We start from the raw sequence: 12644 nt of genomic DNA on the forward strand, positions 1-12644 counted from the left end.
ACCACTTTCTAAAAGGTGGCCTGAGAGCAGCAAAAAAACCGCCGAAATGAACTGCACCCGAAAAGTTGGACACCCAACGAAGTAAGGTGCAGTTTTTTTATGGGCAAGGAATTCCAGCAGGCTCTCAGGTTGCTGATGGCCTTCTATCATTGCTATCTCAGACAAAAAAAGGCTTACTGTTCTAAAAAACTTCCGATGTCCCTTTCCATGGAAACAACTAAGACAAGGATTTTTTATGTCAAGAAAACTAGCTCCTGGTTACTGTATAGTCGAACAGCCGGGCTCTATATCTCTTCAAGCTGGGTTGTTATTCCGAAACCGCAATAGCAGTGCCGCGCGTTACTTTGAACAGCTAAATGCAGGTACGCCCTGGGTCAAACCCGGGCAAATACTCATTGTCGCCGACCCAAATAGCACGATGACAGAACAGACACTCCGTTTGCTCCATCAGGCAAAACAACAGGTAAATAACAATCTGGTAGGAGTCAGTACCGATGAGGCCAGTTTTCTTCAAAGAAACTATGGAATGATTGCCGGAATAACGACTGCAGGAGATAAAATTTTTGGCGCTATCGGGGATGCTGGAGAAAAATACTTCAAAGCTATAGAAACCACGCTAAAAAAAATAGAGGCCAGCTATCAAAATCAGTTTCGGACGCAAGGTACGCTTATAGGACAACAGTTTTTTGTTGAGAGAAATCAACTACTGGCTGAACTTAAAATATTAGTTAATAAACCTATTATTAAATATTTAGCAAAACACTCAATCAAATTCCGGCCATATGAGGATATGCGAAGAGCATTAAACCTATCCAGTCGTTCAATTGTCCATGAATGGTCAACGGTTGGAGTAGGTGCTATCCCTGGATATTCCACCTATACCGGTAATGCTGCCAGAGCGGCCCGCTTTTTAAAGTATGGCGGATATATTGGCATTGCATTTTCGTTTGCTGGGGCAACAAATAACATTATAAAATCTTGTACTACTGGAAGAGAAAGTGAATGTGGTAATACAGCATTTAAAGAATATTTTAAATTTGGTGCAAGCACGACGTTAGGTTTAGCCGGAGGTGCTTATGGCTCCACCGGCGCAGTAGCCCTTTGCGTGGGCGTAGGGCTAGCAACAGCTGGAACGGGGGCATTGCCATGCGCGATTATCGGGGGTCTTGCCGGAGGATATATAGGTGGTAAATTCGGCGAGTACTCGTCAAAAAAAATATTGGAATTAACAGGATACTAGTAATATGCAATACCTGAGCTATGCGTTATTGATTTGTTGTGTGATAGGCATCCTGTTAATGATCGTCTCGTATTTCATATTCATTTCTCACAGAAAAGAATATAGTGCCATCTTAGAAAGTTATTTAGCAAGCAAGCTTGAATTCCCAATGCTATACAACATCCAATCGATGACTGGTTTTTTTGGAGCTTATCCTGTATCACGTTTCTTTCTGGGATTAAAAGAAAATAAAAAAATCCTTTTCATCACAAAAGAAAGCAACGCATATTCATTCTTCTTACAAAAACCAACATTATCAATAGAATGGATGAAGAAATTCTGTTTTTTCTGGAAGACATCTGTAATGTTAGTTCTTATTCCTTGTATTACCGCTTCAATTATTCACGTACTAAGTTTGGCATAACTTTCGTTTTCTTCACCATCAGTAAAGCGCCAGCAATGTTTCCAGCAGGTTTAAGTCAAAGCCACTTTCAGCGAAAATGGCTTTGACGATGGCGACAACAATGTTAGCCGCTTACAAACGCCCCTGCGCCTGTAGCCATTCACGCACCAGAAACAGCGCGCTGACGTTACGCGCTTCATTGAAGTCTTCTTCTTCCAGTAGCGACATCAGCTGCGACAGCGGCCAGCGCACCTGCGGTAGCGGTTCCGGCTCATCGCCCGGCAGCGATTCCGGATAGAGATCTTCCGCCACCATGATGTTCATTTTGCTGGAGAAATAAGATGGCGCCATGCTGAGCTTCTTCAGGAAGGTCAATTGACGGGCGCCGAAACCCACCTCTTCTTTCAGCTCGCGGTTGGCGGCTTCCATGGCGGTTTCGCCGGGGTCGATAAGCCCTTTGGAGAAACCCAGCTCGTAGGATTCGGTGCCGACCGCATATTCGCGGATTAAAATAATGTGGTCGTCAACAATCGGCACAATCATTACGGCTTCACGCGCGGTGGGCCGCATGCGTTCATAAACGCGACGCACGCCGTTGCTGAACTCCAGGTCCACGCTTTCAACATTAAAAAGACGCGAACGCGCTACCGTTTCAACGTTGAGAATGGTGGGTTTTTGTAATGATTTGCTCATTGTCATCGGTCTATGCTGTGATTACAGAAGTCATTGTGCGATACGCAGCACGGTTTCGGCAATCCAAATTGCCACTAATTTACATAGTTGCAACGTTTTGCTTGCAATGCAAAGATTCATAAAGATAAAAAAGTCAATAGGTTGAATTTGTTTTGAGAATTTACCGATTCCTGAGTTTTCCCGTTTTTGATAAGCTTACATGCTGCTGCATTGCACAATAAAATTTCCTGCATTAGACAACATGTGCCGATAAACAATTAAAATTACTATGACGATGGGATGGGCATGGGCACCTTTCTGACCTTTTTCACAGCTCTGCTACTCTGTGTCTTGCTTATCGGGTGGTGGTATCGATCTCATGCCAGACGTCGTCGCCTCCCCTTACTGCAAGCCTTTAGCGACGCGACGACCCGCAAGCTTTCTGATGATGAACGCCAGGCGGTCGAAAAGTATCTCGATGGCCTCAGCCAGTCGCAACAGGTACCGGCGACAGGCGCCAGCGTCGCGCCTGTCGCCCTGAAACTGAATGAGCAGAGCGACACCGTTTATACCGTCACCCGCGCCGTCACCCGCTACGGCATTTCGTCTGATGAGCCCAACAAATGGCGATACTTCCTCGACTCGGTGGAGGTTCATCTGCCGCCGTTCTGGGAACAGCATATCAACGACGAGAACAGCGTCTCGCTGATCCCAACCGATAGCCTGCCGCTGGTGATTGTTCTCAACGACCACACCTTGCGCGACTATCCGCAGGAGGCCCGCGGCTACGCGCTTGAACGCGCGTCGGCTACCCAGGCGTCGATTCGCGGTGAAGAGAGTGAACAGGTCGAACTGCTGAATATCCGCCAGGAAACCCAGGAAGAGCATGCCCTCAGCCGTCCTGACAGCCTGCGCGAAGGGATCATGATTGTCGCAGCCTTCCTGCTGTTCTATTGCTGTCTGATCTCCCCGGATGTCTTCGCGCCGTGGCTGCTCGGCGGCGGCGTGCTGCTGTTGGCCGCGGGCGTATGGGGCATTTACGCGCCGCCGCTGGCCGGTTCGCTACGCGAAATCCACTGCCTGCGCGGGATGCCGAAACGCTGGGGACTGTTTGGCGAGAACGACCAGGAACACGTTAATAATATTTCGCTGGGGATTATCGACCTTATCTATCCGCGTCACTGGCAACCGTGGATCGCCCAGGATCTGGGGCAGCAAACCGATATTGATATTTATCTTAACCGCCACGTTGTTCGCCAGGGGCGATTCCTGTCGCTGCACGATGAAGTGAAACACTTCCCGCTGCAGTACTGGCTGCGCAGCGCGATTATCGCCGCCGGCGCGCTGCTGGTCGTCATCATGCTGTGGATTAGCGTACCGCTGAATATGCCCTTTAAATTCACCCTCTCCTGGCTTAAGGGGGCGCAGACCATCGAAGCCACCACCGTCGGCCAGCTTGAAAAGGCGAAAGTGCGTATCGGCGACACGCTGCAGTTAAAAGGTACCGGAATGTGCAACATCCGTACGCCGGGCGCCTGGAGCGCAAAAGACGCGTCACCGTTTACGCCGTTCGACTGTTCGCAGATCATCTGGAACGACGCGCCTCCCCTGCCGCTGCCGGAGTCCGATATCGTCGGGAAGGCCACGGCGCTAGTCCAGGCGGTACAGCGCCAGTTGCATCCTGACCCGGACGACGATTCGCACGTTAGCCCGGCATTACGTTCGGCAATTCAGAAATCAGGAATGGTGCTGCTGGATGACTTCGGCGATATCGTGCTGAAAACCAACGATCTCTGCTCGGCGAAAGATGACTGCGTGCGTCTGAAGAACGCGCTGGTCAACCTTGGCAATACCCGCAACTGGGAAGCGCTAACCAAACGCGCCACCGCCGGTAAGCTCGATGGGGTGAACGTGTTGCTGCGCCCGGTAAGCGCCGAATCGCTGGAGAATCTGGTGACCACTTCCACCGCGCCGTTTGTGATGCGTGAAACCTCCCGCGCGGCGCAGGCGCTAAATAGCCCGGCCCCTGGCGGATTCCTGATCGCCAGCGATGAAGGCAGCGAACTGGTCAATCAGCCGTGGCCGGCTATCAGCCTGTACGATTATCCCGCCCACGAGCAGTGGGGCGAGCTGCAGCGCCTGGCGGGCATGTTGATGCACACGCCATTCCATGCGGAGGGGATCGTCACTAATCTTTATACCGACGCCAATGGCACCCAGCATATCAACCTGCACCGCATTCCCGATCGCAGCGGGCTGTGGCGCTATCTTGGCACCACTCTGCTGCTGCTGGCGATGCTTGGTTGTATGTCGTGGCACGGCGTGCAGGCGATCCGCCGCTATCAGCGCCAGCGCCTGCGCATGGAAGAAATTCAAAAATATTATGAAAGCTGCCTGAATCCGGTTCTTATCCCTTCCCCGGATCATCAAGATTAATTCCTGCGCGGCAGGGTGTGATACCCTGTCGCGCATTTCCCCCTCGCTGGAGACTCACCATGCAAATCAATATCGCGTGGCAGGAGGTTGATACCGTTCTGCTGGATATGGATGGTACGCTGCTCGACCTCGCCTTCGACAACTACTTCTGGCAAAAATTGGTCCCGGAAACCTGGGGCGCCGCGCGCGGACTCAACCTGCAGGAAGCCAAAGCGGCAATGCACCAGGAGTATCACGCCGTGCAGCATACGCTAAACTGGTACTGTCTTGATTACTGGAGCGAGCGACTGGGTTTGGATATTTGTGCGATGACCAGCGAGCAGGGACCGCGGGCCAAACTGCGGGAAGATACCGTGCCATTCCTTGATGCGCTGCGGGCCAGCGGCAAGCGCCGCATCCTGCTGACCAACGCGCACCCGCATAATCTGGCGGTGAAGCTTAAGCACACCGGTCTGGACGCGCACCTTGATTTATTACTTTCCACCCACACATTTGGTTATCCGAAAGAGGATCAGCGCCTGTGGCGCGCGGTGGCGGAAGAAACCGGCCTTGATGCGCGCAAAACGCTGTTTGTCGATGACAGCGAGGCTATCCTGGACGCGGCGGCGCAGTTCGGCATTCGTTATTGCCTGGGCGTCACCAATCCGGATTCCGGCCTGGCGGAAAAACAGTATGCCCGCCATCCTGGCGTGAACGATTACCGGCGGCTGATCCCTTCCCTGACTCCGGAGGAGAGGCCATGAAAGATAAGCCCGATGAAAGCGTCAGGCTGGACAAATGGCTTTGGGCAGCCCGCTTTTATAAAACTCGCGCCATTGCGCGCGAAATGGTTGAAGGCGGCAAGGTGCACTACAACGGACAACGTAGTAAGCCGAGCAAAATCGTCGAGCTGAATGCCACCCTGACCCTGCGCCAGGGCAACGACGAGCGCACCGTTATCGTCAAAAGCGTTACCGAACAGCGCAGGCCAGCCAGCGAAGCCGTTATGCTGTACGAAGAGACGGCGGAGAGTATCGAGAAACGCGAAAAAGTGGCGCTGGCGCGTAAGCTGAATGCGCTCACGATGCCTCACCCAGACAGACGTCCGGACAAAAAAGAGCGCCGCGACCTGATGAGATTTAAACACGGCGACAGCGAATAGCGCTGCCGCCAGCAAGAGAGATGATTATGACTCAACACGATCAATTACATCGTTATCTGTTTGAAAACTATGCCGTGCGCGGTGAACTGGTCACCGTATCGGACACGTTGGAACAGATCCTGGCCAACCATAGCTACCCGCAGCCGGTGAAAACCGTGCTGTCGGAGCTGCTGGTCGCCACCAGCCTGCTGACCGCCACGCTGAAATTCGCCGGCGATATTACCGTTCAGCTGCAGGGCGACGGCCCGCTCTCGCTGGCGGTGATCAACGGCAATAACCAGCAGCAGCTGCGCGGCGTCGCTCGCGTTCAGGGTGAAATCCCGGAAGGCGCGGACCTGAAAACGCTGGTCGGCAACGGCTATCTGGTCATTACCATCTCTCCACAGGAAGGCGAGCGCTATCAGGGCGTTGTTGGCCTGGAAGGCGATACCCTGGCGGCATGCCTGGAAGATTACTTCCAGCGTTCCGAACAGCTGCCGACCCGTCTGTTCATTCGTACCGGCGAGCACGACGGTAAAGCGGTGGCCGGCGGCATGCTGCTGCAGGTGATGCCGGCTCAGGACGCGCAGCTTAACGACTTCGAGCATCTGGCGACCCTGACCGAGACCATCAAGGCGGAAGAACTGTTCACCCTGCCGGCGACCGATGTATTATGGCGCCTGTACCATGAGGAAGAGGTGACGGTATACGACCCGCAAGACGTCGAGTTCAAATGCACCTGTTCTCGCCAGCGCTGCGCCGATGCGCTGAAGACGCTGCCGGATGAAGAAGTCGACAGCATCCTCGCCGACGAAGGCGAAATTGATATGCATTGCGACTACTGCGGTAATCATTACCTGTTCAACGCGATGGATATCGCCGAGATCCGTAATAACGCCTCGCCGGCGGATCCGCAGGTACACTAATCGCCCCTCTCGCCGGGCGTTGCCGGGTTTTTCTAACCCGCCGCGCCTGGCGTCAACTATTTCGACCGCGTGTTGAATCGATTTTCACTGAAAGAGTTACGTAACTTTCTTTCAAGAAAGCGATTACATTCACATTTCAGCAGTTTTTTTAATTACTTTTTAACCATTCGGAAACATCTATCGCCACCTGCGGCCGTTTTCCTGAGATAATCACGCGCACTTCGTGACAGGAGTCACTGTGTTTTTCGTAAGAAAGGCGTTTGTCGAGATACGTAAATCTATGAGCCTGGTCGCGGTCTATTCCCTGAAAGAAACCCTACAATTTAAAGCAGTACATATTGGCTAAGGAGCAGTGACATGCGCGTTAATAGTTTAACCCCGCAGGATCTCAAGGCTTACGGTATCAATGACGTCCAGGAAATTGTCCACAACCCGAGCTTCGATACGCTGTATCAGGAAGAGCTCGACCCGAAACTGGAAGGTTATGAGCGTGGCGTATTAACCAATCTTGGCGCCATCGCCGTCGATACCGGCATTTTCACCGGCCGTTCGCCGAAAGATAAATATATCGTCCGTGACGATACCACTCGCGATACCGTGTGGTGGTCTGATAAAGGCAATGGCAAGAACGACAACAAGCCGCTCTCCCAGGAAACCTGGCAGCACCTGAAAGGCCTGGTGACTCACCAGCTGTCGGGCAAACGCCTGTTTATCGTCGACGCCTTCTGCGGCGCCAACGCCGACACCCGCCTCAGCGTGCGCTTTATTACTGAAGTCGCCTGGCAGGCACACTTTGTTAAGAACATGTTCATTCGCCCGAGCGAAGAAGAGCTGGCAGCCTTCGAGCCGGACTTTATCGTCATGAACGGCGCGAAGTGCACCAACCCGCAGTGGAAAGAGCAGGGTCTGAACTCCGAAAACTTCGTGGCTTTCAACCTGACCGAGCGCATCCAGCTTATCGGCGGCACCTGGTACGGTGGCGAAATGAAGAAAGGGATGTTCTCGATCATGAACTACCTGCTGCCGCTGCAGGGCATCGCTTCGATGCACTGCTCCGCTAACGTCGGCGAAAAAGGCGATGTCGCCGTGTTCTTCGGCCTGTCCGGCACCGGTAAAACCACCCTCTCCACCGACCCGAAACGCCGCCTGATTGGCGATGACGAGCACGGTTGGGATGATGATGGAGTGTTTAACTTCGAAGGCGGCTGCTACGCGAAGACCATTAAGCTGTCGGAAGCCAACGAGCCGGATATCTATCACGCGATCCGCCGCGATGCGCTGCTGGAAAACGTCGTGGTACTGGCTGACGGCACCATCGATTTTGATGACGGTTCGAAGACCGAGAACACCCGCGTCTCCTACCCGATCGACCATATCGAAAATATCGTTAAGCCGGTGTCGAAAGCCGGTCACGCTACCAAGGTCATCTTCCTGACCGCCGATGCCTTTGGCGTATTGCCGCCGGTTTCACGCCTGACCGCTGACCAGACTCAGTACCACTTCCTGTCTGGCTTTACCGCCAAGCTGGCCGGTACCGAGCGCGGCGTCACCGAGCCGACCCCAACCTTCTCCGCCTGCTTCGGCGCCGCGTTCCTGTCGCTGCACCCGACGCAGTACGCCGAAGTGCTGGTAAAACGCATGCAGGCTTCCGGCGCCCAGGCCTACCTGGTCAACACCGGTTGGAACGGTACCGGCAAGCGTATCTCAATTAAAGATACCCGCGCGATTATCGACGCCATCCTCGACGGTTCGCTGGATAACGCCGAAACCTTCACTCTGCCGATGTTCAACCTGCAGATCCCAACCGAGCTGCCGGGCGTCGATACCCATATCCTCGACCCGCGTAATACCTACGGTTCTCCGGAGCAGTGGCAGGAGAAAGCCGATCAGCTGGCGAAACTGTTTATTGAGAACTTCGAGAAATATACCGATACCCCGGCCGGCGCTGCGCTGGTTGCGGCTGGTCCGAAGCGTTAATCAGGTCGCAGAGACAACAAAGCCGGGCGATGCCCGGCTTGAGATTGATGACAAACCTCATGCAACCATTGGACTTACAGATTGCAAGAGACAAATAACAAGGAAAATCAATTTATTGATTTTCGGCTGATAACCACAAAGAAGGAAAAACCACGCTTTTTCCTTCTTTGTCAGCAGTCTGAAGCCGGGCGATGCCCGGCTTTTTTATTTTTATACGCTAATCAACTCTCTTTCGCAGGCTTCGCCGGCGACAGCGCGCGATGCACCGGAATTGGTAGCCAGGCGCGGATCAGCAGGCCGCCGCGTTCGCTGGTGCCAATCTCCAGGCGACCGTTATGATTGTCGATAATACGCTGCACTATCGCCAGCCCCAGCCCGGTGCCGCTGGTGCTACGGGCGCTATCGCCACGCACAAACGGCTGGAACAGATGTTCGCGCTGTTCCGGTTTAATTCCCGGGCCGTCATCTTCCACCTGGAACCAGGCACGGCTGGCTTCGCTGCCGCTGCTGACTTTAATCCAGCCCTTACCGTAACGAGCGGCGTTCACCACCATATTGGCTAGCGCGCGTTTAATCGATAGCGGATGCAGGCGCAGCGGAATTTCTCCGGCCTGCAGATCGGTGGCGATTTCCCGCTCGTAGCCGCTTTCGGCGGCGATCACTTCGCCTAACACGGCATTGAGATCCGCAAGCTCCATCGGCATCTCCTGGCCGGTGCGCAGGTAATCAATAAACTGCTCGATGATGGCGTTGCACTCTTCGATATCTTTATTGATCGACTCGGCAAGATAGCCGTCCTGTTCGCCCATCATCTCCGTCGCCAGCCGGATCCGCGTCAACGGCGTGCGCAAATCGTGGCTGACCCCGGCCATCAGCAGCGTACGGTCATCCGCCAGCTGTTTGACCCCGGCGGCCATATGGTTGAAGGCGCGGGTCACCGAACGCACTTCCGACGCGCCGTATTCGCGCAGCGGCGGCGGAATAATCCCACGTCCGACCTGCAGCGCGGCGTGCTCCAGGTCGACCAGCGGCCGGTTCTGGATACGGATAAATAGCCACGCGCCGCCAATGGCCAGCAGCATTATCGCCAGCGTATAGCGGAATAGCGGCGAGAAATCGCCCTGATGGATTTCAGTCAGCGGCACCCGCACCCAGATATTCGGCGACAGCCAGGTCTTCAGCCACACCACCGGCGAGCTTTTGTTGACCTCAACCCGCACTTCGGTCGGCCCGCCAAGCTGGTGCGCCATCTGCTGGCTTAAGAATTCATAATGCTGCGCCCAGCGCAGCCCTGCGTCTTCCGCCGCCTCATTGGAATAGAGCGAAATCCCCAGCTCGCGGTAAATTTCGCGGCGAAACGCCGGCGGAACCACCAGTTGGGTGCCGTCTTCCAGCTGCAGTTTATCGGTCATCAGCATACGGACTTCGTATGCCAGCACCTTATTAAACTGCTGCAGGCTCGGCAGGATCGCGAAATTCAGCACCACCAGATAGGTCGTCACCAGGCTGACGAACAGCAGGGTGACGATCAGTAACAGGGTGCGGGCAAATGAGCTTCGCGGCGAAAAACGCACGCGCTTCATGCCTTAGAACCGTCCGGTACGAAGACGTAGCCCAGTCCCCAAACGGTCTGGATGTAGCGCGGGTGCGCCGGATCTTCTTCCACCATGCGGCGCAGGCGGGAGATTTGTACGTCGATGGAGCGCTCCATCGCCGAGTATTCGCGGCCGCGGGCAAGGTTCATCAGCTTATCGCGGGACAGCGGCTCGCGCGGATGGCTAACCAGCGCTTTTAATACCGCGAACTCACCGCTGGTGAGCGGCATCGGCTCATCTTCACGGAACATCTCGCGGGTGCCGAGGTTCAGTTTGAACTTGCCAAAAGCAATCACCGCTTCTTCTTGCGATGGCGCGCCCGGCAGCTCGTTCGCCTGGCGGCGCAGCACGGCGCGGATACGGGCCAGCAGTTCGCGCGGGTTAAACGGTTTAGGAATGTAATCATCGGCGCCGATTTCCAGGCCCACGATACGGTCCACTTCTTCCCCTTTCGCCGTCACCATAATGATCGGCATCGGGTTGCTCTGGCTACGCAGACGGCGGCAGATAGATAAACCATCTTCGCCCGGCAGCATCAGATCCAGCACCATCAGGTGGAAGGATTCACGGGTCAGCAGGCGATCCATCTGTTCGGCGTTCGCCACGCTACGAACCTGGAAGCCCTGCTCGGTCAGATAACGTTCCAGCAGCGCGCGCAGGCGCATGTCGTCATCCACAACCAGAATCTTATAATTCTCTTGCATTGTTTGTACTCCCAAAGGTTCACTGCAATCGTTAGTGCGTATTCTTAAAAACCCACGCTAATACGACCAGCCAAATCTGGTATATATTCTAGTCGAAATTGTTACAAAGCATATTAAACAGCAGTTTATACCCGTCATTCTTCAAGTTGCACGTGCGTTGGCTGCGTGCGCTCACCCCAGTCACATAGTTATCTATGCTCCTGGGGATTCACACACTTGCCGCCTTCCTGCAACTCGAATTATTTAGGGTAAACCCGTCATTCTGAGCAAAATTTACCACCGGCGCGACAAAAAAGAAAAAGGCGGAGGGTCTCCTCCGCCTTTTTAGCTAATTTTGCCGCTTACGCGCGTCGTTGGCTCATGCCGTACCACAGCACCACCAGGAAGCATAGCAGCGGCAACCCATAGGCCAGCGCGGTGCTGTAGCGGTCGGCCAGCGCCCCCATGAAGTAAGGCATAATCGCCCCGCCGACGATGGCCATAATCATAAACGAGCTGGCGCGTTTGGTATGGCTGCCCATATTTTTAACGCCCAGCGCGAAAATGGTCGGGAACATAATCGACATAAAAAAGAAGACCGCAATCAGCGCCACCACCGACACGCCGTCGATACTCATCATCACCAGACCGCAGAGCACGATATTGACCAACGAATACACCATCAGCAGCGTCGCCGCCTGCACCCGCCCCATCAGCCAGGTACTGAAGAAACGACCGACCATAAAGCTAATCATCGCAATCGACAGCAGATAGGAAGCGTGCTGGTTTGTCACGCCATGCCAGTGCTCGGTCGCATAGTTGATAAAGAACGCACCCACGCCGACCTGCGCGGCAACGTAAAAGAACTGGGCGATGACCCCGCCGGTAAAGTGGCGATGCTGCCACAGCCCTTGTGCCGCTTCTTGCTGACTGCCCTCATCCTCGCGAATATCCGGCATCGGCGTGCGGCGGAACAGCAGCGCGATGGCCAGCACCAGCACGGCGATAGCGACATAGGTGATTTTTACCGAGCTCTGATCGCCGGTATTGCTCTGAGTGGCTGAAAAGAACAGCGTGCCGCCGATCAGCGGGCCAATAAACTGCCCCAGTCCGTTAAACGACTGCGCCAGATTCAACCGCCGCTCGGCGCCTTTACTATCGCCAAGTACCGTCGCATAAGGGTTCGCCGCGGTCTCAAGGCAACCTAATCCACAGGCAATCACAAACAGCGCGAAGAGGAATAGCGCAAAGCTATTCACGCTCGCCGCCGGCACAAACAGCAGCGCGCCAAGCGCATACAGGCACAAACCGACCAGGATCCCCGCTTTATAACCGCGTTTATCCATAAAATAGCCGGCGGGCAGCGCCACCAGGAAGTAGGCGCCAAAATAGGCCGCCTGCAGTAAACCGGACTGCGCTTTGGTGACGTGCAGGGTCTCCTGAAAGTGTTTATTGAGAACATCGAGCAGGCCGTAAGAGAGCCCCCACATAAAGAACAGGCTGGTGACCAGCATAAATGCCCAGCGCAGATTAGGGGTCGCCCCGGCGCGGGCCGCCAGCGGCTCCGCCGTTTTATTCACTAGCATGGTGAGATCCTCAGTAGAGTACAGAGT

10 protein-coding genes are annotated in these 12644 nt (G+C 54.5%); 6 read left to right on the forward strand and 4 right to left on the reverse strand.

Annotated elements, in window-relative coordinates; all coding sequences use genetic code 11:
* Nucleotides 1–235: 235 nt before the first annotated feature.
* Nucleotides 236–1240 carry a hypothetical protein gene (locus PGR09_RS14660; protein ID WP_047078889.1) on the forward strand — a complete coding sequence of 335 codons (1005 nt, stop codon included), beginning with the start codon at nucleotides 236–238 and terminating at the stop codon, nucleotides 1238–1240.
* A 514-nt stretch (nucleotides 1241–1754) separates the two neighbouring features.
* Here the strand turns inward: PGR09_RS14660 and nudE are convergent.
* The gene (gene nudE, locus PGR09_RS14665) at nucleotides 1755–2315 is read right to left on the reverse strand and encodes an ADP compounds hydrolase NudE (protein WP_015703662.1); all 561 of its coding nucleotides are present in this window, start codon (nucleotides 2313–2315) and stop codon (nucleotides 1755–1757) included.
* Between the two features lie 285 nt (nucleotides 2316–2600).
* Between nudE and PGR09_RS14670 the strand changes: the two genes are divergently transcribed.
* From PGR09_RS14670 to pckA, 5 genes are all read left to right on the forward strand, one after another.
* Entirely contained in the window at nucleotides 2601–4730 is a 2130-nt protein-coding gene (locus tag PGR09_RS14670) for an intracellular growth attenuator family protein (protein ID WP_047078887.1), read from the forward strand.
* Nucleotides 4731–4789: 59 nt separating this feature from the next.
* A complete protein-coding gene (gene yrfG / locus PGR09_RS14675) occupies nucleotides 4790–5473 on the forward strand; it encodes a GMP/IMP nucleotidase (RefSeq protein WP_047047984.1) in 684 nt (227 codons plus the stop codon).
* Complete coding sequence (gene hslR / locus PGR09_RS14680; protein ID WP_047078886.1) at nucleotides 5470–5871, forward strand: ribosome-associated heat shock protein Hsp15; 402 nt, start codon at nucleotides 5470–5472, stop codon at nucleotides 5869–5871. Before yrfG ends, hslR begins: the two co-directional genes overlap by 4 nt.
* Nucleotides 5872–5897: 26 nt before the next feature.
* The gene (gene hslO / locus PGR09_RS14685; protein ID WP_015703666.1) at nucleotides 5898–6776 is read left to right on the forward strand and encodes an Hsp33 family molecular chaperone HslO; all 879 of its coding nucleotides are present in this window, start codon (nucleotides 5898–5900) and stop codon (nucleotides 6774–6776) included.
* 357 nt (nucleotides 6777–7133) lie between these two features.
* Entirely contained in the window at nucleotides 7134–8753 is a 1620-nt protein-coding gene (gene pckA / locus PGR09_RS14690; RefSeq protein WP_045375850.1) for a phosphoenolpyruvate carboxykinase (ATP), read from the forward strand.
* 221 nt (nucleotides 8754–8974) lie between these two features.
* Here the strand turns inward: pckA and envZ are convergent, their stop codons facing one another.
* From envZ to fucP, 3 genes are all read right to left on the reverse strand, one after another.
* Nucleotides 8975–10336, reverse strand: a complete 1362-nt coding sequence (gene envZ, locus PGR09_RS14695; protein WP_015369373.1) for a two-component system sensor histidine kinase EnvZ — start codon at nucleotides 10334–10336, stop codon at nucleotides 8975–8977.
* Nucleotides 10333–11052, reverse strand: coding sequence for an osmolarity response regulator transcription factor OmpR (ompR, locus tag PGR09_RS14700; protein WP_001157751.1), 720 nt, complete (start codon nucleotides 11050–11052; stop codon nucleotides 10333–10335). Before ompR ends, envZ begins: the two co-directional genes overlap by 4 nt.
* A gap of 341 nt (nucleotides 11053–11393) precedes the next feature.
* A complete protein-coding gene (gene fucP, locus PGR09_RS14705) occupies nucleotides 11394–12617 on the reverse strand; it encodes an L-fucose:H+ symporter permease (protein WP_063415087.1) in 1224 nt (407 codons plus the stop codon).
* Nucleotides 12618–12644: the final 27 nt, after the last annotated feature.

It is taken from the genome of Klebsiella sp. 141251 (assembly GCF_050600725.1).
GTDB lineage: Bacteria > Pseudomonadota > Gammaproteobacteria > Enterobacterales > Enterobacteriaceae > Klebsiella > Klebsiella aerogenes.